Raw genomic sequence first — 26,114 nt, forward strand, 5'->3', positions numbered from 1 at the left:
GGCGATGGACCTGACCCTTCTGTACCGCGGCCCTCTCGCGTCCTGCGACTACGACTGTCCCTACTGCCCTTTCGCCAAGCGCCGCGACAGCAGGGAGCAGTTGCGCGCGGACCGGACGAGCCTTGAGCGGTTCGCCGACTGGGCCACCGGCAACACCGACGACGGTCTTTCGATCCTCTTCACCCCGTGGGGAGAGGGCCTGGTGCGCTCCTGGTACCGGCGCACCCTCACCGACCTCTCCCACCAGCCCCACATCCGCCGCGTCGCCATCCAGACGAACCTCAGCTGCCGCACCGACTGGCTGGCCGACGCCGACCTCGACACCCTGGCCCTGTGGTGCACGTACCACCCGGGGCAGACGCCGTACGACCGCTTCCTCGCCAAGTGCCGTGAACTGGCCCGCCTCGGCGTCCGTTTCAGCGTCGGCATCGTCGGGCTGCCCGGCCATCTGGAAGCCGCCCGGCGCCTGCGCGCCGAACTGCCCGAGCAGGTGTACCTGTGGGTCAACGCCGCGGAGGGCCACACCTACGACGACACGGAGGCCGGGCTCTGGACCGCCCTGGACCCCCTCTTCCCGTACAGCCGCCACCCCCACGCGAGCGCCGGCCTGCCCTGCCGCACCGGCGAGTCCGTGATCTCGGTCGACGGCGACGGCACGGTCCGCCGCTGCCACTTCGTCCGCACCGAACTGGGCAACCTCTACGACGGCTCGTACCGTACGGCACTCGGCCCGCGCCCCTGCCCCCTGACCGTCTGCGACTGCCACATCGGCTACGTCCACCTCGAGACCCTGCCGCTCTACGACGTCTTCGCGGGCGGCGTCCTGGAACGCATTCCCGCGACGTCCGGCGCGCGCGGCCTGCGGCTCCTACCCCCTGCCAGTGCCTGCCGGGGCACTAGGTGAGGGAGTCTCCTGTGACCCAGGTGGCCTGTATCAGGGCTCGCTCGGTGCTGGTCAGATAGACGGCCGCGGCGAGCCACGCCCGGGCGTAGGCGTCCGGGTCGGCCTCGGCGGTGCGGCCGAAGACATCGCGGGTGCGGCGGTCGGCCTCCGCGGAGAGCGCGGTCGCCAGGTCCGCGGCCGTACGGAATCCGCTGCGGCGCAGCGCCGCCCGACCCCCGTTCCGGTCGCCGTCGCGCGCGGGTTCGGCGACGGCCCGCCGGCCCCCGGACACGGCGACCTCGACCAGCCGCCGCAGCCGCCACAGAGGGGCCTCGGCCAGCGGGTCCGGCGGGACGTCGCCGAGGCCTTCCACGGGAGGCAGGGCACCGGGTGGCGGGAAGTGGACGCCCTCCAGACGGTCGTAGCCCAGGTCGGCACGGCCCATCCAGTCCTCGGGCAGCCGCAGGGTCGCCTCGGTGTCCGGCACGGGGCCGACCGCGAGAGGGCGGAGCGTGGCGGCGCGGTCGGGGTCCAGCCGGCCGATCACACGGAGCCGCAGTCCGGGCCGCGACGCGAGTCGGCGGAAGTTGGCCGTGTGGGCGAGGTCCGGATGGCCGTTGGCCGGGGTCAGCCGGATCAGGAGGCCGTCCGCGTCCGGTCGTCCGGGGATCAGTTCGCGGGCGAGCAACTGGTCGCCGGCCGCGCCGACGAGAACCAGGTCGCAGCCGATCAGCTCACGGACCGCCTGCTCGGACCGGTCCGGGTCGGTCCCCGCGGTTCCCGTGAGGCGTTCGGCGACGGCCTGCGTGAGGGGGCGGGCGAACAGGGCGGCGAGCGGACCCGACGTCCAGGACAGACCGGCGACCGGAGTGGCCCGTACGCCCTTGCCGGAGCCGAGGCGGCCGTCCGGGGAGAGCGTCGCACCGGAGACCAGCAGCCCGCCACGGCCGAGTTGGGCGTGATCGAGGCTGCCCGAGCCGAGCGCGACGGTGGCTGTGCCGGCACCCCGGGCCCGTGCCGGGCCGCCGGGCTTGACGTCGGCGACGGAGAACCAGCGCCCGTCGTCGGAGACGAGATGGGTGACGACACCGCCGTAGCCGGTGGCCGCGATCACCGGCTCCCGGCACACACCGTGCACCCGCAGACTGCCGCCCGGCCGGTAGCTGCGGCGGGCGGTGCCGACCAGGGCCGGATCAGGGTCCGCCGCCGCCAACAGAGTGGTGGTGAGCAGCAGTTCCCGCACATGGCCGACCAGGTCGGCAAGCCGGTGGCCGTCCTGCCGGGCGCGGGCGCCGCGCAGTCCTCGGACGACCCTCAGGGCGGCCGCCTCGGCGCGGTGCAGCCCGGCCAGCCGGGCGGTGTGGGCCGCCCGCAGCAGCTCCGCCTGCGGCACCGCGCCCGCGGCGGGCACCCCGGCGGCCAGGACGGCCGCGGTGGCCGCCCACAGAGCGGTCGCGGCGGCCACCTGGGCGTCGGTCGGGCCGGCGGGCGTCGTCACCTCGGTGGCGCCCACTCCCGTGGGTTCGGCGGGGTCCGAAGCGGCGAGGGCGGTGGGTTGCCCGGTTGCCGCCTCGGGGGCGGTTCCTTCCGCTGATACGGCGTCACCCTCGGCGTCCGCCACCGCGTCCGGCGGCTCCGCCATCACGTCCGCCTCCGCCAAGGGGCAGGCGCCGAGCACGGCGGCGCGGTGCAGACAGCGGGGCGCGAGCAGACAACTGCACACCGCCTGCCCGGCGTCCGAGACCGCGCCGGAGGGACCGGGCGTGAGGGTGACCTCGGCGTCCTCACCGCACCGGATGCGCACCACGCCGTCGTCGGCGGTGACGGGCGTGGCCGCGTACGACTCGATCGCGGCGTCCAGCTTCTTGCGCAGCCTGGAGGTCAGGCTCTCGACTGCGGCGGCAACCACATCGGGCGCCACCGGGGGAAGTTCGGCGTTCATCGGGTCTCTCCGCGGAGGCAGTCGCCCACCCAGCGGGCGAGGGCAAGGGGACTGAGGGCGGCGACGGGCATACCGGCCGCGACGAGTTGCTGGGCGACGGGCACCGAGTAGCGCGGGGTGCCGGTGTCGTCCAGGGCGGCGCAGCCCATCAGTTGCACACCGGAACCGGCGAGGGCCCTGACCTCGCCGAGGAGTCCGCCCAGCGGGTAGCCCTCCTCGAAGTCGCTCACCACCACCACGAGGGTGCGGCTGGGCACGGTCACCAGGGAGCGGGCGTGCGCGAGCCCGGCCGCGACATGGGTGCCGCCGCCCACGCGTACCTCCAGGAGCAGCGACAGCGGGTCGTCCACCCGGTCCGTCAGGTCGATCACATCGGTCGAGAAGGCGAGGAAGTGGGTGGACAGCGTGGGCACCCCGCCCAGGACGGCCGCGGTCAGCGCCGACCAGACGACGGAGGCCTCCATCGACCCGGACACGTCGACCACGAGGATCAGCCGCCAGTCCGCCTCCTTGCGGGAGCGGGTACTGAACACCGGCCGCTCCGGGACGACCAGGGTCCGGCCGTCCCCGGTCCGGCGCGCGTGCGCCAGATTGGCCCGCAGCGTGCGCGGCAGGTCGAGCCGGCCGCCCGGACGGCGGGTCGGGCGCGGTGTGGCCAGTCCGGTCAGGGCCGGACGCATCCGGGTGGCGAGCTCCTTGGCCAGCTCGTCGACGAGTCGGCGTACGAGCGGGCGCAGCTTGGCCAGTTGCTGCTCGGGCATCCCTCCGGCGAGGGACAGCACAGAGGTCAGCAGGTCCACCGAGGGGCGAACCGCCTTGGGATCGAGTTCGGCCAGTACGTCGGTACGGCCCTGGTCGGCGGCCCGCGCAAGGACCTCCTCGCGGACCTCCCTGCCGAACAGCGCGTCCAGCTCCTCGGCCCATTCGCGGGCCGTGGGGAAGGACGCCTCCTGGCCGCCTGCCCCGCCCTGGCACCCGTCCCGGCCGAGGTCCGAGGCGCCCTCGCCCCTGCCGGTGCCGTACAGCTCGTCCAGCGCGTGCGCGTAACGGCGGGCGCCCGGCGGCAGTTTGTCGCTCTCCCGGCCGAGCAGCAGCCGCCAGCGGTCGGTGGGGGTGAGCCGGCGGATGGGGGAAGGCGTCTGCTCGGGGCGGGGTACGGCGTCGCCGGGGGCGGCAACGTCGGCGTCCTCGGACTCCGTCAGGTCCGTCCCGACCGGCAGACGCAGGGAGTTGACTGCCGCGAGGCCCGCCGTGTCCGCGGCCGTCCACAGGGCGAGGAGCCGTGGTGAGGCACCGAGCGACAGGTCGAGGCGGTCCCCGAGACGCTCGGTCACGGTGTTCAGCAGACGGTCGCGGTCGGCCGGGCTGAGCGTGTCGAAGCCGCCGCGCAGCGCGGGCAGCCGGTCCAGGAACCCCTGGTCGGTGAGTGTGTCGATGCGGTCGAGCAGGGGGTCGAGAACGGTCGAGGCCGACTGGAGCAGCGCTGCGGCACCACTGAGCAGCCCGGTGAGCCGACGGGCCAGCCCCTGGCGCCCGTCGGGGCCGGTGGCCGTGTCGATCCAGCCGGCGGCACGCGCGCCGACGGTGCCGGTGTCGTCGAGGTCGAGCAGGACCCGCGCGGCCAGGGCCGCACCCTGGACGAGCGGGGAGCCGGTGCGCACGAGCGTGGCCAGGGCGTCGTCCATCCGCAGCCCGAGACGGTGTTCACCGGCCCGTGAGGCCAGCGCGATCAGTGCTGCCGCGTCCTTCGGCTGGTCGCTGCCCGCCAGGCCGGGCAGGGCACGGACCGCCGCCTCCAGCAGGTCGGCGGCCAGTTCGGCGGCCTCCTGTCTGCGCTCGGGCGTGGTGCCGGGGAGATGGCCCCGGCGCAGTGCCTCCAACAGGTCCAGTGCTTCGAGGAGTTCGGGGAGCGTGGCGGCGGCGGGGAGTACGGCGGCGGCGTCGGCCAGGCGCTCGGCGACCAGCGCGGGCAGGTCGCAACGGGCGGCCGCCCGTAGCCCCGTGAGGACATGGGCGCAGGTCGGCCCGCCGTCCGCCGACTCCCGGCGGAAGGTGTCCCGCAGGGTGCCCTCGGCGGCCAGGGCCGCGGTCACGCCCCGTACCCCGGCCAGGTCGAGACGTACGGGAACGGCCGGTGTCCAGGTCAGCCGCCACCGGGTGGTGAGCGCGGTCCCGTCGCCCGTGCGGGACACGTCGACGGCCTCGCCGTAGCCGGCGCCGCACACCGCGAGGCGCTGCAGCAGGATCTCGCGGCGGGCGTCGAGGGCGGAACGGAGCGGGTCGAGCCGTATCTCGCGTGCACCGGGGTCGTCCGGGCCCGGCAACCGCAGCGCGGCGAGCTCCGCTTCCACGGACGGGCCGAGTCCGGAGCGCGGTGTGCCCGGCGCGATCCGGCCACGGTCGGTGCCGACCAGGACCACCTCGAGCGCCCGCGCGAGGGCCCGCCCGCGGCCGAGCGGCTCGCCCTGGCCCATCACGGTCGTCAGCGCCTCCAGCACCTCGCCCCGGCCCGGGGCCGCGAGCCCCCGCAGCGCGGCCAGATCGCATGCCATCCGCAGGGTCTCGGTGGCCTCACCCGTGCCCGCGGTGTGCCCGGCCGCGCGCAGTTCCCGGCACACATCGGTGATCGCCCGCGCGGCGGCGTCGTGCAGCAGCCCGGGGTCGCCCCCGGCCGCGAACACCGCCTGCTGCCAGCGCGGGTCCCGGATGCCGGCGGGGTAGCCGGAACGGGAGTCCAGCAGATCGAAGGCGTACGGGACGAGGGAGGTGACGACGGGCGGGTGTTCCCCTACGCGGGGTGCGTCGGCAACGGCCGTGCCGACAGGGGGTGCTGCGACCGTCACCGACGCCCCGTGGACCTCACCGGGGGCCGGTGTGGCGTTGTCCACCAGCGCCGGTGCATGGAACGCACCCACGACGGCCGCGACCCGGCGCCCGCCCGCCGCGGCCCGCGCGATCGTCTCGCGCATGTGGGCCTCGCGGGCGAGGTCGACCGACGGCACGCCCCCCGCCGACTCGGCGTCCCGGCGCAGCGCCCACCCCACGCCGAGGGCGGCGCGGCGGATCGCCTCGGGGGCACACCCCGGGGCAAGGACCTCCACGCATCGGTCCCACAGGTCGTCACCGTCACGTCCGGTCGCGGCGGCGGTGAGCGCGTCCCCGAAGACGGAGGACGAGGCGGGGGGCGCGTCCTCGACGACCGCGGTCCGGGTGTTCCCTGAGGGGGCGGGGTCGGCGCTCGCGGTGTCCCCCGCCGGGGCGGGGTTGTCCGCCTGCCGGGGGTCGCCGCCCTCGGCGGGGCTGTCCGTAGCACGCGGGTCCGCAGCCGAGGCGGGGCTGTCCCCGCTGTTCGTGTCCCCCGCCGGGAGCCCGACACACCCGTCCCACGCGGGATCGGACATCGGCAGGTCGCAGCACACGACCTTCGCCCCCCGCTCCCGCGCCCAGCGGACCGCGGCGAGTTCGGGGGAGAAGTCCGCGAACGGGTAGAAGCCGAGCCGCCCGCCCTCCGCGGCCCCGGCCAGCGCGACCGGTGCGACGGTGCCGGGGGCCGCCAGATGGGTGAGCCACGGCTGGAAGTCGGCGGGCAGCTCCACGCACACGACCTCGGCGCCGGCGGCGTCCAGCAACGCCGGCACGGCCGCGGCGAGCGCCGGGCCGTGGTGCCGTACGCCCAGCAGATACGGCACCGTGGAGTCGGCGAGGCCGATGACCGCAGCCCGCGGTTCCTGAGCGTGCGTCACCGAAGGTTCTCCCGCAGGTCCCAGAGGCGGCGCCACATCGCCGAACCGTCCTCGGCACGGCGGCGCACCGGGCCGTCCCAGTAGCCGAGCAGCCGCGCGTGGTCGGCGGGGTCGTCCTTGCGGACCACGCCCAGCAGATGACCGGGGACGAGATCGACCGCGTCCCCGCCGGGCAGGTAGGCGGCGGCCACCCCGAGGGAGGCGGCGACCTGCACGGCCTCGGCGGTGGACATCACCGTGCCGGGCCGCTCCACGTCCCAGCCCTCGGCGGACCGCCCGGCCCGCAGATCGCGGAAGACGGTGACCAGCACGTCGAGGACCGCGTCGTCGACGCCGAAGGCAGCGCCCGCCCGCTCGACGGCCGCCGCCGCCTGCCGCCGCACGAGCGCGGTCTCGGCGTCGACGTCGGCGATCGGGTGGACGGTCTCGAAGTTGAAGCGGCGCTTGAGCGCGGCGGACATCTCCGAGACACCGCGGTCGCGGAGGTTGGCGGTGGCGATGACGGTGAATCCGGGAGCGGCCGCGACCTGGGCGTCGTCCGTGCCGGACAGCTCGGGGACGCTCACCCGCCGGTCGGACAGGATCGACACCAGCGCGTCCTGCACCTCGGGCAGACAGCGGGTGATCTCCTCGACGCGGGCCACGCGCCCGGTGCGCATGGCGCCGAGCACCGGCGAGTCGACCAGCGCCTGCGGACTGGGGCCCTGGGCGAGCAGCAGGGCGTAGTTCCAGCCGTAACGGAAGGCGTCCTCGGTGGTGCCCGCCGTGCCCTGCACGGTCAGCGCGCTGGTGCCGCAGACGGCGGCCGACAGCAGCTCGGAGAGCATCGACTTGGCGGTGCCTGGCTCGCCGACGAGCAGCAGGCCCCGCTCGCCGGCGAGGGTCACCACGCACCGCTCCACCAGGGCGCGTTCACCGACGAACTTGGGGGTGATCACCAGCCGGTCGGGCAGCGTCTCGTGCGGCTTGGGCAGCTTCAGCGTCTCGCCGCCGCTGCCGCAGACGAAGGTGACCACGGAGCGCGGGGTCAGCCGCCAGCCGGGCGGGCGGGGTCCCTCGTCGTGGGCGGCGAGGAAGGCGAGTTCGGCGGCGTGGAACTCCTCGGCGGGCAGGGTCTGCCGGGCCGGAGGGGCCGTCACCGTATCGGTCGGGGTCATGGATGTCCTTGCTCGGTCGGTCTGTCTGTGGTGGGTCTGACTGTGGTCGGTCGGGAGGTCGGTCCGGCGTCGATCGGCGGGTCTGTCCGGCGTCGTGGGGCGGGGGTTGGGGGCGGTGGGGCGCGGGTCGGAGCCGGTTTCCCACCGCCCCCGACCCTCAGCGGCGGCGTCCCCGCCGCACCTTCAGCTCCTCGAACCGGGGCGCGTCGCCGTCCTGGACCCGCTGCCAGGCCCTGCGGTACAGGTCGGCGGCCGGTTCGGTCGGCACGATCACCCCGAATGGCGTGTACTCGTCACTGAGGAGGTCGCTGTACAGCGGCAGCTTCCACCGCTCCAGCGGAACGCGCGGCGCCTTCGTGTCGACCCAGCCGCCGGGCAGGAAGAGCGAACGACCGGCCCTGGTCCGGCCGGCCTCCACCACCAGGTCGCCCGCGGCCAGTTCGGCACGCGCCGCCTTGAGCCGGGCCGGCTTCCAGCCCGTCCACCGGGCCGTCGACCGGTCGGTCGGGTCGGGCATGGCGAGCAGCATCAGATAGAGCGTGGCGGCGTCCTCGCCGATGCCGTGCTGCTTGGCCGCCTCGGTCACGAGGTCGGGCACGGAACGCCCGGGGTCCTGCGGCCACCAGGTGCCGTCCTTGCCCCGCTCGCCCGCGCTCGGGTCGCCCGGGTCCGCGAGGAGGGCCGCGAACCGGGGGTCGCGGGCCAGGCGCAGCGCGACCTCGGCCGAGTAGGGCCGCCGGGCGTCCTCACGCAGCGCGGGCAGGTACGGGTCCTGGCCGGCCTCGTCGAGCAGGGCGACCCTGAGGCCCGGGGCCGGCTGGTCGTCGTGGGTGGCCAGGATGACGGCGCCGTACCGCTCGAAGCCCTTCCCGGTCTCGGTCGGGGTGCCTGCGGTCTTCCGGAAATCGGGGAGACTGATGTACCGGCCGAGGTCGAGCACGAGCCCGGGGTGGGCCAGGCGCTCGCGTACGGCGGTGAGCGCGGCGGGCAGCGCGGCCCGGACCGGGTCGCCGGCGGGCAGGCGGTGGGCGAGCCAGGCGGCGAGTCCCACCGAGCCGACCAGGGTGTCCGCCGTGAACCCGGCCGTGTCGTCGCCGACGGGCCGGACCCGGTCGCCGTCGACCGCCCACTCCAGGTCCCGGGTGAGCCGGGGCTCACCGGCCGGGTGCAGGAGCGCGGGCAACGCCTCCCGTACTCCCCACCGCGCATGCCGGAGCGCGCGGAGCGCGTCGCCGAGCAGTTCCTCGGGGACGGCCGTCCGTCTGCCCACCGTGCTGTTCCAGACCTCGGCCGCGGCGGCCACGTCCGGTCCCTCGGTCCACAGCCGGGCGGGCTCGGCCGGCAGCAGCGCGGCCACCACCGCGGCACGGATCTCGCTGCCGATGCCACGCAGTTCGTCCTTGGCGACGGCCGCGGGCGCGGCCTTCACGCCGATGACGTGCCGTGCCTCGGTGGTGAGGAAGGTGCGCTCGTAGACGTCGATGCGCGGCAGACCGGCCACGATCAGCCGGGCCATCGTGTCGGTGACCCCGGTCAGGCGGGCGAACTCCTCGGCGGCCTCCGGGAACCAGGGCGCCGGTCCGCGCGCCGCGAGCTCGGCGAGGAACGCCCCGAGCCTTCCGGCGTGATCGTCCTCGCCCAGCGGGGACGACTGCCGGAGCGTGTAGGGCTCGGGGACCTCGAACCGGCTTGCCGGGTCGTGGAAGTACCCGGTGAAGACGCAGCCGTCGTCGGACCGGTACGCCGAGTCGTGCCGTACGCAGGCGATGAAGGCACCCTGGCCCAGCGGCAGCAGCCCCTGCCACTGGCCCTGGCGCCACTCGCCCGACGGCGAGCGCAACAGGCCTGCCTCCAGGTGCAGTTCGACCTTGCGCCACCGCTCGGGCGCGGCGGACGCTCCCAGCCCCAGTGCGTCGAACCCGGCGAGCAGCGCGCGCAGTGCCTCGCGGTGTTCCTCGGAGGTGGTCCCGGCGGCGGCCCGGTACGCCAGGGCCGTAGCGCGGTCGACGAGCGCCTCCAGCTCCGGCTGCCCGCTCGGCAGCCCGGGTCCTTCGAGGTGGAGACGCACGGCCGGCCCCTCCGGCACGGCCGGCCCCTTGGGCCGGGGCGCGTCGAGAAGTCCGGCGGCCCTGCTCATCACGCGCAGGGCACGGAAGGCGGTGTCGGCCTCCTCGTCGCGGTTCCACCAGTAGCCGCTCGACCCGCCGAGACCGCTCATCGCGTCGAGGAGCACGACGTCCGCAGGCCCGGCCGGACCCTCCTCCTCCAGGCCGCCGTCGAGTGCCCGGGTGAGCCGGGCCGCCGCGGCGTCGAGGACGGCCTGCTGACCGGCGGCGTGGCGCACGATTCCGGCGATGCCCGCGAGGAGCGCGGCGTGGGTGACGGGCAGGAGCGTCCGGATCGCCTCGGGCAGCGCGTCCTTGTCCTCCTGGGCGGCGGCCGCCAGCAGGGCCGCCGAGGTGTCCCGGTCGATGCGTCGCAGCGCCTCGGAGCCCTGCGGATCGCGGGGTGTCATGCATTCCCAGAACTGCACCGGCGGCAGCAGCAGCGAGCCCTCGCCGAAGACACCGGGCGCATTGTCGGTCTTGGCCACGGAGGCGACGACACCGTCCGTGTCGATCAGTTCGAGCTGCCAGCCGTTGCGCACGACGGCACGGGCCCGGTCGTCGCCGGGGAACACCACGAGTGCGGCCGGCCGGTCCATGTCCGCGGGCAGGGTGACGGTGTGTCCGGCGAGGTCCTGGGCGCGCCGCGAGCCGTCGGGAAGCGTCACCACACGCAGGCCGACCAGTCCGCCCACTGGCGCGCAGGCGGGCGTGGGGCCGGCCGTCGGCGAGGGGCCGAGCCAGCCGCCGTCGTCGGAGCTGCCGGCCGGGGCGTCGCGCAGCGCGTCGGCCAGGAAGGCGGGCTTGCTCTTGCGCCCGTGCTCCCCGGTGGCCGGGTCGTACTCGTAACAGCCGTATGTGGAGCGGTCCTCGCCCTCCGCATGCCACGCCCAGTACGACACGCCGTCCGTGACCACCCACCGCTCCTCGGGCAGCGTGGTGTCCCCGGCGTGCAGGACGCCGCCGCCGGTGGTCCGGCCGCCGCCTGGCAGCGGCAGGGTGATCGGGAGGCTGCCGTTGTACCAGTTCATCTGGGTGCCCCGGGTGTTGTGGGCGCCCTGGAGGGTCTGGGGGCGGTCGGCGCGGGTGTGCCAGTAGCCGCGCAGGCCGTCGTCGCGGGTGTTCCAGTAGACCAGGAGCTCGCCGTCCACGTGGTGGAAGCCCGGGTCGCCCCAGCTGTCGTGCGCCGGGATGCGCAGGTCGTGCGTGAGGAGGGTGCCCTCGGCGCCGATCACCCGGGCCTGGGCGGAGCCCGCCACGATGAGATGGGGCCAGGCGTCGGCGACGATCAGGTCCTCGACGTCGTCCTTGGGGACGAGGCCGGCGGCCGCGTCCTCCCAGGCGGGCCAGCCGAGTTCGTCGAAGAGCCCGGCCTTGAGGGTGCGCGCCAGCACCGGCGCGAGGTCGGTGGCGACGGCCTCGCGCACCTCGTCCTCGGCGAGCGCCAGCGCCTCGGCGGGCAGCCACCTCAGCCGGGTCAGCGCGTCGGGCAGCTGGGGCAGACCGACCGCGGTGAACCGCCGGACGACCCCGCGCACCCACTCCGTCAGCATCGGGCGCCCGCCGGGCGACGCCGCCAGCAGCCGGATTGCCCGCAGCCCCTGGTCGTTGTCGCCGAAGCTGTCCGCACCCCGCCAGAAGGCCGCGTGGAACCGGGCGTCCGCGGCCAGCGACAGCAGCTCCCGGTGGCCCTCGCCCGGCGCCCACTGCGCGAGCAGCAGTTCCCCGTGCTTCTCCGGAGCGGCCACCGGCACGTCCAGGGACAGCATCAGGTCCATCAGGTCGATGTCATGGAGGACCTTCAACTCGCCGCCGGATGCCGAGAGTTCGGCCCGCAGCCGGTCCGCCGCCCGCTCCGCCAGCGGGTACAGCTCCGCCATCCGGGTGGAGCCGCGCCACGAGCGCACGTCCTCCCGGAACGTCAGGAACCGCTCCAGCCAGCCCGCCGTACCGTCCCGCGGCCGCTCCTCCTCGGGCAGCGAGCCGTCCCACAGCCCCGCCGTGGCACCGGACTCCTCCAGGATCCCCAGCCACAGCGCGGGCATCTCGTCGTCGCGGCAGGTGGGGAGGAGGTCCAGCAGGGCGCCCCGCACCCGCGGCTCGCGCCCGGCCAGCGCCACCAGGGCCGTACGGTGACCCTTCCACCAGCCCGCCGCCGCGCGCAGCGTGGCCGGCAGACCGAGCAGCTCGGCCAGGTACTCCTGTTCGGTCAGATCGGCGTCCCGGCCCGCGGCGCGGGCCAGCTTGCGCAGGTCGTTCGCCATCTGCGCCGACGGCGGCATACCGCCCGCGGTACGGCGCTGGCACAGCCGGGTGAAGCGCCGCAGCGCCTCCTCGGCCGGCACACGCGCGGCCAGTTCCTTCGCGTACGCCGACAGCACCTTCACCGGGAGCGCACCGGCCAGCGCGAACTCCAGGAACACGGCGTCCAGCCGCTCCTCGTCCAGCGTCAGCCCGTGCTCGGCCTCGGCCTTGCGGGCGCGGGTGAACAACTGGGCCGCGTAGGTGGCGTTCTCCTCCGCGAGGAACACCCGGCCGGCCTGCTCGTAGTAGGTGGGCAGGAAGTGCGGCACCGAGGCCGCCAGCCGCCCGCCGAGCTCGACGTACTGGTCCATGGCCGCTTTCGGCTTGGACTTGGCCTGCCGGGCCGCCTTCTCCAGGTCCGGCACGACGCCCAGCGCGTGGTGCCCGTCCTCGGGGTGGTGCACCAGCACCCACTCGGGAAAGCCCAGCGATTGACGCAGCCCGAGGCCCACCACGACCGGCTCCGCGTCCTGCTCCAGGCCGAGGAACCCGGCGGCCAGGTCCTCCGCCGCGCCCAGCTCCCCGGCGACCAGCCGGACCACCACCCGGTCGTCGACCCCCGGGTGCCGGTAGGCCCGCGCCGTGAGCGGCACCGCCCGCTCGCCGGCCCCCTCCGTGTCCGGCGGCAGCACTCCGCCCGCCGTCAGCAGTTCCTCGTACGACACCTGTGTCCCCCCGCTCATGCGCCCTTGCCCTCCTCGATCACACGCCCGGCGTACAGCGCCGCGGCCATGCGCATCCCCTCCGACCAGGCCACCGGGCCCACTTCGCGCAGCGGCAGGGCGCGGCCGTCCTGGTCCTGCCAGGTCAGGCTGCCGGTCTCCACCTCGTCGTCCCAGTACGGCTCCCCGATCCACACGGAGGCCTCGACGGTGCGCCCGCCGTCCCGCACCCGGGCGGTGGCACAGCCGCCGGACACGCGGTAGCCCAGCGAGGACGCGCGCGCGGCGAGGGCGAAGCGGGAGCGGAACGAGCCCCCGGTGAAGTCCCGCACCTCGGTCGCCTTCGCGCCGAGGTCGTCCGGGCGTCGCCAGATGGCACGGTGGATCTGCTCGACGCGCTGGACGATGCCGAGCTCGGCCGCGAACTCCCGCAGGTCGTCGAGGTCCGGCAGCAGAACCGGGTGGGGCAGTGTCACCGTGCGCGGGGACAGCCGGACCGTCTCGCCGTCCAGGTTCACCATCCGCAGCTCGCCCGCCTCGGTCGCGCCCCGCAGGAAGCCGACCTCGTCCGGGTCGTCGCCGACCACCGCCATGTCCCGCAGCGCCGACTGCCATGCCTCGTCCGGCCACACGCGGGCCAGCAGGCCGGTGGGCACGGGCAGCGAGGACACCATCCAGGAGTCGACCTGCGCGACGCACGCCGCCGCGTGCCGGTCCAGCCACTCGGCCAGCCGCCGCAGCCGGTCCACCTCCGGATGGTCCTTGAGCGCGCGCGGCAGCGCCTTCAACTGCCGTCCCGCCGCCCGGCCCGAGGTGGCGCGTGCCGCCACCCGCCCCTCCACAAGGGCGACTTCATACCCGTCACCCGCCGACAGCCAACCCACGAGCCCCAGCCCTCCGCATCCGGTCCACAGGACAGCGCACTGCAGCCGGGGAATCCCGGCCCCAGTGCGACGATGTGCGGAACGCTAGCGGCGGCCACTGACAATCGCTCCGGGGGGCCCGTCCAGCGCACCGGTCACCCGGCGACGTGCGGACACACGAGGCGATCCCTCGGGCGTGCGGCAAGCCGATCCGAGGGCGCCCGCCGCCGCATCCGTGGACCTACGCAATGCCCTGCGTACTACCGGCCGGTCACCGTTCCCCATGATTCTGCGCACACGCCCGCGTCTTGACGGGAAGAACCCAACTGCCACACCCTGAACGCATGTTCAGAACGAACGTTCAGACCGCGGACGACTGTGCCGACGTGGCGGTGATAGGCGGCGGGATGGCCGGCATGGCCACGGCGCTGAGGTTGCAGACGGCGGGACTGTCCACCGTCGTGCTGGAGGCGCACGGCCACGCGGGCGGATGCGCCGGGTACTACAGAAAGCGCGGATTCTCCTTCGACGTCGGCGCGACCACGCTCGTCGACTTCGGGCCCGGCGGTGTGGGCGGCGAACTCCTCGACAGCGTGGGGCTGGGACCACTGGAGGCGCAGGAACTCACCGGCTACACGGCATTTCTGCCGGACCGTCAGGTGGTGCTGTACCGCGACCGTGCCGCCTGGCAGGCCGAACGGCTGCGCACGCTGGGCGACAGCGAGAACCACCGCCGGTTCTGGGCCCAGCTCGACCGGCTGGCACACACCTTCTGGCGCGCCAGCCGGGCGGGCGTACGGCTGCCCGTCCGAGGCCCCGCCGACGCTCTCCACGATCTGCGGGCGGTCGGGGCCAGTGGCGTCCTGCACGCCCGGCACCTGAACCGGACCCTGGGCGACGCCCTGCGCGCCCACTCGCTGCGCGGGGACACCGCGCTGGTCGCGCTGCTCGGCATGCTCGTCGAGGACACCCTGCACACCGGTGTCGACGACGCGCCCCTGATCAACGGGGCGCTCGGGGTGACCATCCGGGGCGCGGGTCTCAGCCGGCACACCGGCGGCATGCATGGATTCTGGCGCGTCCTGGTCGCGCACTACCGCGGTATGGGCGGTTCGCTGCGGGTCGGCTGGCCTGTCTCGCGCGTCGACGGCGCCCCGGGCGCCTACCGGCTGACCACCCGTCGGGGAACCGTCCACGCCCGTCGGCTCGTCTGCGCGGTCCCCGCCGCCACCACGGCGACGATCTGCGCGGGACTCCCGGTCGCCCGCCGGCTGCGGAGATACCTGGAACGGGACGCGGACGCGCTCGGCGGCGCGACCGTCGTCTTCCTCGGCGTCCCCGAATCCGAAGTGGCCGGGCAGGACCTCACCCACCATCAACTGCTGCAGTCGTACGACCGTCCCCTCGGCGACGGCAACAACATGTTCGTCTCCGTCTCCGCACCGGGCGACACCGTCAGCGCACCACCCGGCCACCGTGCGGTGATGATCTCCACGCACACCGACCTCGCCGACTGGCGCGACCTGGACCCGCAGGCGTACGCACAACGCAAGAAGGAAGCCGGCGAACGGCTCGTCGGCTGGGCCCGGCGCGCGTACCCGCGCCTCGGAGAACGCGCCGTGATCGCCCAGACCGGAACGCCCCGCAGCTACGAGCGGTTCGGCTTCCGCCCGCACGGAGCGGTCGGCGGAGTGCGGCAACGGCTGCGCAACACCAACCAGCACGCCGTTCCGCACGATCTCGGCGGTCCGGGGCTGTGGCTCGTCGGCGACTCCACCTGGCCGGGCCTCGGCACGGTCGCCTGCGTCCTGGGCAGCCGCATCGTCGCCGAGGGCGTGGTCAAGGAGACCCGGAAGGAAAGAGGAGGAACCCGATGACGCCGCCCGACCCGGCCCCCGGCTTCCGGCCGGCCGAGGAACCCCGCAGGGCCGACGGGCCCCCCGCTCCCGGCCTGCCCACCCTCGCGGAGCTCGGTGAGGACCTGCTCGTCACCACCCGCAGGCAGCGGATCCTCGCACTGGCCCGGCCCGCGATCGGAGTGCTCTGCTTCGCGGGTGCGATGTGGCTCGGCTGGTGGTGGCTGACTCCCGTCATCGTCTTCGGCGTCTTCGTCGCCGTCGTCACCGTCACCCACGACGTGGTGCACCGCACGATCGGCCTGTCGCCGCGCGCCACCGACTGGGCGCTGTTCGCGACGGGACTGGTCCTGCTGGAGAGCGGGCACGCCTACCGGGCCACGCACACCCAGCACCACCGGCTCTTCCCGCACCCCGACGACCCGGAGGGCTACCCCGCCGAACTGTCCCTGCTCGGCGCGGTCTGCTACGGCCCCGTCTTCCTCGTACGCCTGTGGCTGTGGTCCTACCGGCGCGGCCGGGACCGCCGCTGGCTCCTCGCGGAGGCCGCCGCCCCCCTCGCCGCGCTGGCCGGAGGAGTGCTGCTCCTGCCGTACACACCGGGGCTGCTGCTCTATACGGTGATGGCGATCGTCGGGAGCTGGGTGTACCCGCTCCTGACGGTGTATCTGCCGCACCACGACTACGGAGACACCCCGTTGACGCAGACCCGCACCCTGCGCGGAAGGATCGTCCCAGCGGTCTTCCTGGAGCTCACCTACCACCTGGAGCACCATCTCTACCCGCGTGTGCCCAGCCACCACCTGCCCGAACTCGCGCGCCGGCTCGAAGGCCACTTCGCCGCCCACGGAGTACGGCCGGTGCGCGTTGTCTGACACCCGTGACCGTGTCCTCGACGCCACCCTCGCCTGCCTGGTGCGCAACGGACACGGCGGAACCACCGCGCGGGCGATAGCGCAGACCGGAGGCTTCGCGCCCGGGGTGATCTACTACCACTTCTCGGACCTGGACGACCTCCTGGTCGCGGCGCTGGCACGGACCAGCGGCTCCCGCATCGACCGTTACCGCACCGAACTGTCCGGCACCGACCGTGCCGTGCCCCTGGTCGCGCGGCTGCGGGAGCTGTACGACGAGGACACCGAGACCGGGCACATCGCCGCCGTCCAGGAGCTGTACTCCGGAGCCAGGCCCGGGTCACGGCTGGCCGCCCAGCTGGCCGAGGAGACCCGGAACTGGGAGCAGCTGTCCGAGGAACTGCTCACCGTCCTCCTGCGCGGCAAGCCGCTCGCGTCCCTGGTCCGTGTGCGCGTCCTGGCCGGTGCGGCGGTGGCGTTCTACCTCGGCATGGAGACCCTCACCCACCTCGACGGCGACCGCTCCCGCCCGGACACCCTCTTCGACCAGGCGGCCCGCCTCGCAGCGGTCTTCGACCGCGTCCCGCGCCTCAACAGGCGCTCACGCAGGCTGCGTTGAGACGCGGACGGCTTCTCCGTGTCCGGGCGACCGCCCCGGCCCGGCCGGACGGTTAGGGGGATCCGGGGCGCGCCTTAGGGGGCAATGGCGGTGCGCTGCGTCGGTGTGGCTGGTTTGGCTGGGGATCGCCTGCCCTGTCATCGCGGGGACATGATCACCAGACATCAGGAGGGTCTCCTCATGACGCTCACCATCAAAGCCAACCAGTGGATCACCCTGGAACAGCTGGACGCCGCGGCGGCCGGGGCCGTCCCGGTCGAGCTCGACACCGAGGTGTGGCAGCGGGTCCGCACCTCGCGCGAGACCCTGGAGAAGTTCGTCGAGAACGACCGGGTCATCTACGGCGTGAACACCAGCATGGGCGGCTTCGTCGACTGGCTCGTGCCCGTGACGATGGCCCAGGAGCTGCAGGAGAACCTGATCAACGCGGTGGCGACCAACGTCGGTCAGTACCTCGACGACCGTACGGTCCGCGCCATCATGCTCTCCCGGATCGTCTCGCTGGCCCGGGGCAACTCGGCCATCTCCCCCGCGAACCTGGAGAAGCTGATACAGATCCACAACGCGGGCATCGCCCCCTGTGTGCCGGAGAAGGGCTCGCTGGGCACCAGCGGCGACCTCGGACCGCTCGCCGCCATCGCCCTGGTGGGCATCGGCCAGTGGAAGGCCCGGCTGGAAGGGGAGGTGATGCCGGGGGCGGACGCCCTGGCCAAGGCCGGCATCGAGCCGATGACGCTCAGCTTCAAGGAGGGCCTGGCGCTGATCAACGGCACGTCCGGCATGGTCGGCCTCGGCAGCCTCGTCTTCGCCCGGGCCCGCAAGCTGCTCGACGCCTACCTGATGGTGTCGGCGCTGTCGGTGGAGGGTCTGCGGGGCATGACCAAGCCGTTCGACCCCCGGGTGCACGAACTCAAGCCGCACCGGGGCCAGCGGGAGATCGCCAAGCGGCTCTGGGACGTCCTCAAGGACTCGGCCATGGCGGTCAATGAACTCGACACCGAGACCACGCTCGCCGGTGAGATGGAGGACTCGGCCAAGCACGCCTCGCAGCCCATCGAGGACGCCTACTCGATCCGCTGCACCCCGCAGATCCTCGGCCCCGTCCTGGACAACATGACGCAGGTCGCCAGGACCCTGGAGGACGAGCTCAACTCCTCCAACGACAACCCGCTGGTGGTGCCGGAGGAGAACGACGTCTTCCACAACGGCCACTTCCACGGCCAGTACGTCTCCATGGCCATGGACCACCTGGTCATCTCGCTGGCCACCATGACCAACCTGGCCAACCGCCGCATCGACCGCTTCCTGGACAAGAGCAACAGCAACGGCCTGCCCGCCTTCCTGTGCCGGGAGAACCCGGGCCTGCGTCTCGGGCTCATGGGCGGCCAGTTCATGACGGCGTCCCTGACCGCCGAGACCAGGGCCATGGCGATGCCCATGTCCATCCAGTCGCTGACCAGCACCGGCGACTTCCAGGACATCGTGTCCTTCGGCTTCGTGGCCGCGCGCAAGGCCCGCGAGGCACTGGACAACGCCACGTACGTCGTCGCGTTCGAGCTGCTGTGCGCGTGCCAGGCGGTCGACATCCGGGGCGGCGCCGACGCCCTGTCGAGCGGCACGCGGCAGCTGTACGAGCGGACCCGAAAGCTGGTGCCGTACCTCGACCGGGACGTCACCATCACCGACTACGTCGAGGCCATCGCCCGCGAGATCCTGGGCGAGCGGCCCGTCGCCGAAGCAGAGGCGCTGCGGTGAGCGCCGCCGACCCGGCGACCGCGGTCGTCTTCCCCGGCATCAGGCCGAGCCCGTTCTCCGACCTCGGCAAGTTCCTGCTGATCAATCCGGTGGCGCGCCGGCTCACCGAGATCGCCGACGACACGCTCGGCTGCTCGACCCTCGACCGCTACCGCCAGGCGGACGACGACTACTCCGTCGGCGAACGGGTCTCCTTCCTCGTCACCTGTCTGGCGCTGGCGCACTGGGCCGAGGACGCCCTCGACCTCAGACCCCGCCTGTGCGCAGGCGCGAGCTTCGGCGGCACGCCCGCGGCCGTGTACGCCGGAGCCCTCGACTTCGCCGAGGCGGTCCGGCTGACCGCCGGGTGGAACGACTGCGTCGAGCAGTACTTCGCCCGGGAGCACGGCGACGTGGTCACCCTGTCGTTCGCGCGCACCCCCGAACCCCGGCTCGCGGAGATCCTCGGGGAGTTGGACGAGGCGGGTGAGTGGTACGAGATCGCCTGCCATGTCGACGACGACTTCTGGATGCTGTCGCTGCGCGAACACCGGCTCGACTGGCTGCGGACCACCCTGCGCGCCGGGGGAGGCCTGCCGATGTACACGATGCGTCCGCCGATGCACGCCTCGGTGTTCGCCCCGCTGCGGGACATCATCGAGCGGGAACTCGTCGACAAGCTCGACCTCCGCGACCCGCAGCTGCCGATCGTCAGCGACCACGACGGAACCGTCGTCGACACGGCGTCAGGCGTACGGCGGCTGCTGCTGGACGGTGTCGTACGGACCGTGCAGTGGCCCACGGCGATGGCCACCCTCGCCCACCACGGCGTCGAACGCCTGGCGGTCTCCGGGCCGGACGGGCTGTGGGGCCGCGTGGACTGTGTCCGCACCAGGTTCGACGTGGTGCCCCTGACCCCCGCGATCGCGCTGCGCCCCCGGCCCACCACAACCACCCCCCGGCCCGCCTCAGCTGGCGATGTCCTCGCGGCCCGCGGACAACAGGGTGTCCGCGTCGGTGAGATCGTTCTGCTGGGGTCCGCCACCGTGCTCGCGCAGTTCGTACACCGCGAGCAGATCGGTGCGCCGGGTGATTCCGAGCTTGCGGTAGACCCGCGTGAGGTGCTGCTCGACCGTGCTCACCGTGATGTACAGCATCTGGCTGATCTCACGGTTGGTGTGCCCGAGCGCGGCGAGCTCCGCCACCCGGCGCTCCGCCTCGCTGAGCACCTGACGCGTCTGGTGGTCCTCCTGGCGCCAGCCCGCCTGCGCGGCTGTGCGCTGGTCGGCGCCGCCCTCCTCGTCGGCGGGCAGCCCCGGCGCGAGACAGGCCCGGGTCACCTGGGTGGCGCGGCGCGCCAGCAGCCGGGCCTGGTCGCACTCGCCGAGCTTCTGATGCGCCAGGCTGAAGTCGTTGAGCGCCCTGGCCAGCTCCAGCCTGTCCTGGGCCGCCGTCAGGAACTCCACGCTCTGCCGCAACAGGGCCGGACGCTGGGCCGGTTCGCTGGCCGCGGCCAGCACCCGCAGCGAGATGCCCCGGATCCGGATGTCCGCCGACCGCGCCCGCTCCAGCTGCTGCCGGACCAGTTCGCGGGCTTCGCCGGTGTGGCCGAGCTCCAGGTTCACCTGGGCCAGGTTGCCGCGCCACGGGTTGAGCGCCGGCAGGTCGACCTCCCACTCGCGCATGAGCCTGCCGCACAGCTGGAAGTCGCCGCCCGCGGCAAGCGCCTGGTCGGTGGCGAGGAAGAAGCGGCCCCGCGCCTCCAGGTAGTACAGCCCGAGGAACGTCTCGAACATGGCGTCCGGTACGGGCTGCCGCAGCACCTGGGCGGCCGCGTCGTAGTCGCCGAGGCAGGTGCGGGCGGCGACCAGCGTGGCGCGCGGCAGTCCGATGAGGATGCCCCAGGCCTTGGCCGGCAGGAGCTGGAGCGCACGCTCCGCCTGCTGCACGGCGGTGGCCAGGTCACCGAGCCTGAGCGCGATGCTCGCGCTGATGCCGCTGAGCACCGCCTGCCAGGTGACGTCGCCGAACCGGGCCGCCTCCTGGGTGAGCCGCTCGCACCACGACCGCGCCAGCTTCGGCTTGCTGCCGCACCGCAGGGCGAGCAGCGCGCCCGCCACCACCTCCAGGGGCGTGTCCCCGACATGACAGCTCTGAAGGATGTGCTGCGCGGACGTCGTGGCCGTGTCGCTGCCGCCCCGGACCCAGAACGTCGTCATCCGGTCCACGGCATGGGCCCAGGTGCCCCGGCGCGCCGATGAACGGGCGCCGTCGGTGCCGGCCTTCAGCCGGCGGTCGGAGCCGAAGTACCAGTGGAACGTGGCGGACAGCTCCGCGGCGCTGCGCGGATCGAGCCCGTCCGGTGCCTCGGTCAGCACGGCCGCCGCACGCGTCGCCGCCTCGACCTCGCCGTGCCACAGCGAGTACCGCACCACCGCGACCGCGGCGGCGACCGACAGCTGCCCCGCCTCCACGGCGCCGCGCAGCGACGGCAGATAGGTGGTGGCCACCGCCGAGTTCTTCCGCCACAGGACGCGCGTCAGGTCGTACATGCTCGCGTGACGTTCCCGCGGGTCGCTGCTCGCGCCGACCGCCAGCTCCAGACAGCGCACCGCGGTGTCCGGGTCGCCCGCGGCCAGTGCGTGCTCGGAGGCGTCACGCAGCGCGGCCACCGCCCACGGCTCGGGCGCCTCGTCGGCGGCCAGCAGATGCCGGGCCACGTCGATCGCGGCCGTGCCCCGCTCGTACAGCAGTCGTGCCACCTGGGTGTGCAGGCCCGACCGCTCCCCGTACGGCATGCCGTCGAGGATCGCGGTCTCGGCACGCGGATGCCGGATCCGCGCGCCGAGCAGCATGCCGGAGTCCGCGAGGATACGGACGAGTTCCTCGGTGTCCTCCAGCCTGCTGCCCAGCAGTTGGGTGATCAGCGCCGGTGTCGAACGGCCGCCGAGGACCGCGGCGGCGCGTGCCACGGACAGCAGTTCGGCGTCCCACCGGTACAGGCCGGCCAGGACGGCCTGCGCGAAGGCGAACCCGACCACGGGTCCGTCCCGGTCGGCGTCCTCGTCGGCGGCGAGCGCGCCCGCCCGGTCGTCCAGCGCGGCGTGCATCAGCATCGGGTTTCCGCCGGTGACCCGGTGGTATCCCTGGGCGAGCCGCGCGGGGTCCGGGACGCCCGCCTCCTTGGCGAGCAGGGTGGTGATGTCCTCGACCGACAGGGACGCCAGCCGGAGGTGGCTGTAGGGGTGGCGGGTCAGCTCGGCCCGGAACTCCGGGAGTGTGGGCTTGCCCCGGTGCCACTCGTTGAGGACGATCAGCAGCCGGGCGCTGACCATTCTGCGCTGCAGGGACAGCAGCAGTCTGAGCGACGGCCCGTCGGCGAACTGCACGTCGTCGACCGCGAGCACCACCGGCTGGTCCGCGCACAGGTCGAGGAGCAGGCCGCACAGTTCGCGGACCCTGGTGTCCGGAGTGCGGTACGGAGTCAGCTGGTTCGCTCCCCACGAAGCGGCCGACTCGTCCGGGATGCCGATGAGCCGTGTGGCGTGCTCCGGCAGCGACGCCGCCGGGCCGGCGCTGCGGAATAACTGGTCCACGACGCCCATCGGAAGTTTCCGCTCCGCCCTCGAACCGGTGGCGGTGAGCACCAGGGCGCCCGACTTCACCGCCTGCCGTGAGAACTCGTGCAGCAGATGTGTCTTGCCGCTGGCCAGGCCGCCCTCGACCAGGGCCAGTCTGCCGCTACCGCTCCTGCTCTCCGCAAGAAGTCCCCGCAATTGGGACAATGCTGCGTCGTAGCCCATTCTCGCCATCTGTGCCTACCCCCGAGCTCGGCCTTGTCCTGTGCTGAGCGAGACGGCGCGCCGAGTGGCGCGCGCCCCGTTCACAGGCGGTGTCTGGCGAGAGCACCTCCGTCGATCCTCAGCTGTGTTCCGGTGACGTAGCGCGATTCGTCCGAGGCCAGGTAGACCACGGCGTGGGAGACGTCGGCGGTGGAGACATGGGTGATGGGCATCGCCTGGAGGGTGGCCAGGATCGGTGCGACGTCGTCCTTGGTGGGGTTCTCCAGGTCGGGGCGGTAGGTCCTGAACATGGCCTCGTTGTTGGTCATGTCGGTGTCCACGGTGGTGGGGTGGACGGAGTTCACCCGGATTCCGCGCGGCGCGAGCTGAAGGGTGAGCTCCTTCATGTAGTCGACGAGGGCATGTTTGCTGAAGCGGTATCCGACGTAGCCGGCGCCGGCCATCTCGTCCTCGCCTATGGGCGGCATGAGGCTCGCGATCGAGCCCGACAGGATGACGGACGCCCCGTCGCGCAGGTGCGGCAGCGAGGCGTGCACGGTGTTGAGCACGCCGACCAGGTTGACGTCGATGCTGGCGGCGAAGCCGGAGACCGTCACATCAGGGCCCATCGGCAGGATGCCCGCGTTGGGGATCAGCACGTCGAGACCCCCGTCGAGCTCGGCGACGCCCTCGGCGACGGCCGAGCGGACGGCGGCGTAGTCCCGTACGTCGGCGTACTTCACCACCGCGCGGCGCCCGGTCTCGCGGACCAGCCGGGCGGTCTCCTCCAGGTCCTCGTTGCTGGCCATGGAGTAGCCGGCGTTCTCGACGTCCTTGCACAGGTCGACGGCGACGATGTCGGCGCCCTCCTGGGCCAGCCGGACCGCGTGGCTGCGGCCCTGACCTCTCGCCGCACCGGTGATCACGACAACCTTGTTCTCAACCCGACCCATCTTTGGGGACCCTCTTTCACGCGATGGAGGCTCTGTTTTTCAGGTGGAAAAGTAAAAAGCAGGTATCGCCGTGGGGGGTGGGCGATGGCAAATCGTCTACGAACAGCGCGGGAGCCGGCGGTGAATCGCTGCCGTTCTCACCCGGGAATGGTTGACGGTAAAAGTAACCGGGGTTGGGTGCCGGGCGTCGGCCCGCGTGCGAAGCGGTGATCTTGGCCGTAATGCTGTCCGTCATGATGGTCGCATTATTTGTCCGACTGTTCGGTGGCGCAAGAGAATCGGTAAGGGTCTTGGGGCGATTGCCGCTTGCTCATGCGTGGTGCGCTCTCCTGTCCGCGGCTGTTTCCTCGGATTTTGTTCAAGTCGCTTGACAGCGTGCCGGGTCCACGGGCCCCCGGGGCCCGAGCCGCCGCCGTTGGCTGATTTGCGACGGTGTGCCGCGGGGGTTCGGGCCGCCGCCGCCCGGGTCGTGTGTACGGCCCGGACCGCCCGAGAGCGGCCAGATGGTGACATTCCATCAAGTATTCGCGCGTAGCGTCGGGTTGTGCGAGTGCAAGGTCGCTGTGAGGGGCTTCCTGACGGTGAACTCTGGGGTCGGTAGGGGTGTCGGTGCCCGCCGCACCTCGTCAGGATGACGCCCGTCCGAAAAGGACTTGCCGCTCAACCGGCCGGACGCCCTCCCGGGCGACCCCCGCGGTCATTCGGCGGGTGCGGTCATCTGCGAAATACTCGCCCAGATCCGACCGGGTGTGGCGAACGTTTCCAGACTGAGCAGGTCGTCGACGAACCGGATGCGGTACTCCGACTCCAGGTCGCTCATCAGCTCCACCGTGGCCATGGAATCCAGACCGTAATCCCGGAGCGAAGTGTCCTCGGCTATCACATCCGCCGCGGATATGAACGGAAGGTATCTGCGCAGTATGGCGTCGAACTTGGCGTCGAGCATGATGACTCCGACTCAGAGACGTGGCTGCTCTTCGCGATGCAAGACCACTACCGGACGTAGCGGCAACCCCTATCCCCCCTTACTCGCTGGAGATCGGAATGTCCGACCTGGTCGACTCCGCCCTGACCGCGCGCTTCCTGCGCGGGCTGGCCGCCGCCCCCGCCAACACCGCGGTACGGGTCGGCGCCCGCTCCGTGCGCTACCCCGAGCTGCACGAACTGGCCCTGAGCTGGGCGGGCGCCCTGCACGCCGCCCCGGACGGCCCGCCCCGCGCCGTCGGTGTGCTCACCGACCGGAGCCTGGAGGGCTACGCCGGTGTCCTGGCGGCACTGTACGCCGGGGCCGCCGTGGTGCCGCTGCATTCGGGCTTCCCGCTGGAACGCACCCGGCGGATGCTCAAGACGGCCCGTGTGGACGCGGTCGTCGCCGACGGGCCCGGCCTTGCCACCCTGCGCGAACTCGCCCAGGCCGGGCTGCGGTTGCCGGTGCTCGCGCCCGGGGCCGACGACGACGGCACCCTGCCCCGCATCCCGGTGACCGGGCGCCCCCTCGACGCACCGGCCCGGGTGCGCGACACCGACACGGCGTACGTCCTGTTCACTTCCGGCTCCACCGGCCGGCCCAAGGGCGTTCCCCTCACCCACGGCATGACCCGGCACTACTTCACGCTCGCCGACCGGTCCTACGACTTCACCGCCGAGGACGCGTTCTCCCAGACGTTCGACCTGAACTTCGACTGCGCCATGTTCGACATGTTCTGCGCCTGGGGCGCCGGCGCGAGCCTCCACCCCGTCCCGGCCCAGGCCTACCGCGACCTGCCCGGGTTCTTCGCCGAACGCGCCCTGACCGTATGGTTCTCGGCACCGAGCGCCATCACCCTCGCCCGCCGCACCGGCGCTCTCGCCCCCGACGCCATGCCGGCGCTGCGCTGGAGCCTGTTCGCGGGCGAGGCTCTGCGCGCGGCGGACGTCGTCGCCTGGCAGGCCGCGGCCCCCGGCTCCACCGTCGCGAACATCTACGGGCCCACCGAACTCACCCTGACCGTCACCGGCCACCGCTGGTCCCCCGAAACCTCGCCGGACCTGTGCGTCAACGGCCTCGTGCCCATCGGCAGCCTGCACGAGGGCCACGACCATCTGCTGCTCACACCGGACGGGCAGCTCTCCGGCCACGAGGGCGAACTGTGCGTCACCGGCCCCCAGATGACCCCCGGATACCTCGACTCCGAGGACAACGAGGGACGGTTCCTCCACCACGACGGGCGTACCTGGTACCGCACCGGCGACCGGGTGCGCACCCTGGACAACGGCGAGCTGATCTACCTCGGCCGCTGGGACTCCCAGGTCCAGGTCAACGGCTGGCGGGTGGAACTCGCCGAGATCGAGTACGCGCTCGCCGCCTGCCCCGGCGTACGGGACGCGGTCGCCGTGACCCGTGCCGCGAACGGCACCGTCGAGATCGTGGTCTTCTACACCGGCGAATCCATGCCCGCCCCCCGTCTGGCCAAGCAGCTCGCCGAACTCCTGCCCAAGGGCATGCTGCCCCGCCGCTACACCCACCTGACGGAGTTCCCGCTGAACTCCAACCGGAAGATCGACCGCAGACGCCTCGCCGAGGAAGCGGCCGGGGAAGCGGGCCCTACGCGGCCGAACTGACGCCACGTAGGGGTCGTTAGGGGCTCTTGGCCGGCGTCCGCTGCGCGATCGTGGCC

Annotated in this window: 15 protein-coding genes and 1 pseudogene; 7 read left to right on the top strand and 9 right to left on the bottom strand. The window is 73.2% G+C overall.

Going from position 1 to position 26,114, the window contains the following annotated elements:
* The first annotated feature begins 4 nt into the window (after positions 1-4).
* A complete protein-coding gene (locus tag F7R91_RS20515) occupies positions 5-904 on the top strand; it encodes an STM4011 family radical SAM protein (protein WP_150950524.1) in 900 nt (299 codons plus the stop codon).
* On the opposite strand, the gene F7R91_RS20520 is transcribed toward F7R91_RS20515, so the two are convergent.
* The 5 genes from F7R91_RS20520 to F7R91_RS20540 all read right to left on the bottom strand — a co-directional run bounded on the left by F7R91_RS20520 (position 897) and on the right by F7R91_RS20540 (position 13,680).
* Positions 897-2,825, bottom strand: coding sequence for an SWIM zinc finger family protein (locus F7R91_RS20520; protein WP_150950525.1), 1,929 nt, complete (start codon positions 2,823-2,825; stop codon positions 897-899). The genes F7R91_RS20515 and F7R91_RS20520 overlap by 8 nt on opposite strands.
* Positions 2,822-6,568 carry a vWA domain-containing protein gene (locus F7R91_RS20525; RefSeq protein WP_150950526.1) on the bottom strand — a complete coding sequence of 1,249 codons (3,747 nt, stop codon included), beginning with the start codon at positions 6,566-6,568 and terminating at the stop codon, positions 2,822-2,824. Before F7R91_RS20525 ends, F7R91_RS20520 begins: the two co-directional genes overlap by 4 nt.
* The gene (locus F7R91_RS20530; protein ID WP_150950527.1) at positions 6,565-7,725 is read right to left on the bottom strand and encodes an ATP-binding protein; all 1,161 of its coding nucleotides are present in this window, start codon (positions 7,723-7,725) and stop codon (positions 6,565-6,567) included. The genes F7R91_RS20525 and F7R91_RS20530 overlap by 4 nt, the downstream gene beginning before the upstream one ends.
* 157 nt (positions 7,726-7,882) lie before the next feature.
* Positions 7,883-12,817 (bottom strand): DNA-binding protein, encoded by a 4,935-nt coding sequence (locus F7R91_RS20535; protein WP_191971565.1) that lies wholly within the window; start codon positions 12,815-12,817, stop codon positions 7,883-7,885.
* The gene (locus F7R91_RS20540) at positions 12,814-13,680 is read right to left on the bottom strand and encodes a DUF4132 domain-containing protein (RefSeq protein ID WP_150950528.1); all 867 of its coding nucleotides are present in this window, start codon (positions 13,678-13,680) and stop codon (positions 12,814-12,816) included. Before F7R91_RS20540 ends, F7R91_RS20535 begins: the two co-directional genes overlap by 4 nt.
* A gap of 323 nt (positions 13,681-14,003) precedes the next feature.
* On the opposite strand from F7R91_RS20540, the gene F7R91_RS20545 reads away from it, so the two are divergent.
* The 5 genes and pseudogenes from F7R91_RS20545 to F7R91_RS44055 all read left to right on the top strand — a co-directional run.
* Entirely contained in the window at positions 14,004-15,536 is a 1,533-nt protein-coding gene (locus F7R91_RS20545; protein ID WP_150950529.1) for a phytoene desaturase family protein, read from the top strand.
* Positions 15,533-16,390, top strand: a complete 858-nt coding sequence (locus F7R91_RS20550) for a fatty acid desaturase (protein WP_150950530.1) — start codon at positions 15,533-15,535, stop codon at positions 16,388-16,390. The genes F7R91_RS20545 and F7R91_RS20550 overlap by 4 nt, the downstream gene beginning before the upstream one ends.
* Positions 16,383-16,988, top strand: a complete 606-nt coding sequence (locus F7R91_RS20555) for a TetR/AcrR family transcriptional regulator (protein WP_150950531.1) — start codon at positions 16,383-16,385, stop codon at positions 16,986-16,988. Before F7R91_RS20550 ends, F7R91_RS20555 begins: the two co-directional genes overlap by 8 nt.
* A 180-nt stretch (positions 16,989-17,168) precedes the next feature.
* Positions 17,169-18,743, top strand: a complete 1,575-nt coding sequence (locus tag F7R91_RS20560) for a phenylalanine aminomutase (D-beta-phenylalanine forming) (RefSeq protein ID WP_150950532.1) — start codon at positions 17,169-17,171, stop codon at positions 18,741-18,743.
* Positions 18,744-19,135: 392 nt separating this feature from the next.
* A pseudogene (locus F7R91_RS44055) lies at positions 19,136-19,273 on the top strand (ACP S-malonyltransferase); the annotation flags it as partial.
* Positions 19,274-19,690: 417 nt separating this feature from the next.
* Here the strand turns inward: F7R91_RS44055 and F7R91_RS20570 are convergent.
* The 4 genes from F7R91_RS20570 to F7R91_RS20585 all read right to left on the bottom strand — a co-directional run bounded on the left by F7R91_RS20570 (position 19,691) and on the right by F7R91_RS20585 (position 24,403).
* Positions 19,691-22,534: an AAA family ATPase gene (locus tag F7R91_RS20570; RefSeq protein WP_150950533.1), complete on the bottom strand. Its 2,844-nt coding sequence runs from the start codon at positions 22,532-22,534 to the stop codon at positions 19,691-19,693.
* A gap of 71 nt (positions 22,535-22,605) precedes the next feature.
* Positions 22,606-23,457, bottom strand: coding sequence for a mycofactocin-coupled SDR family oxidoreductase (locus tag F7R91_RS20575; RefSeq protein WP_150950534.1), 852 nt, complete (start codon positions 23,455-23,457; stop codon positions 22,606-22,608).
* 16 nt (positions 23,458-23,473) lie between these two features.
* The gene (locus tag F7R91_RS20580) at positions 23,474-23,692 is read right to left on the bottom strand and encodes a hypothetical protein (RefSeq protein ID WP_150950535.1); all 219 of its coding nucleotides are present in this window, start codon (positions 23,690-23,692) and stop codon (positions 23,474-23,476) included.
* A 462-nt stretch (positions 23,693-24,154) separates the two neighbouring features.
* Complete coding sequence (locus tag F7R91_RS20585) at positions 24,155-24,403, bottom strand: phosphopantetheine-binding protein (protein ID WP_150950536.1); 249 nt, start codon at positions 24,401-24,403, stop codon at positions 24,155-24,157.
* A 98-nt stretch (positions 24,404-24,501) separates the two neighbouring features.
* Here F7R91_RS20585 and F7R91_RS20590 point away from each other — a divergent pair, with 98 nt between their 5' ends.
* Entirely contained in the window at positions 24,502-26,058 is a 1,557-nt protein-coding gene (locus tag F7R91_RS20590; protein ID WP_150950537.1) for an AMP-binding protein, read from the top strand.
* The last annotated feature ends 56 nt before the right edge of the window (positions 26,059-26,114 follow it).

Source organism: Streptomyces luteolifulvus (genome assembly GCF_008806595.1).
Taxonomy (GTDB): domain Bacteria; phylum Actinomycetota; class Actinomycetes; order Streptomycetales; family Streptomycetaceae; genus Streptomyces; species Streptomyces luteolifulvus.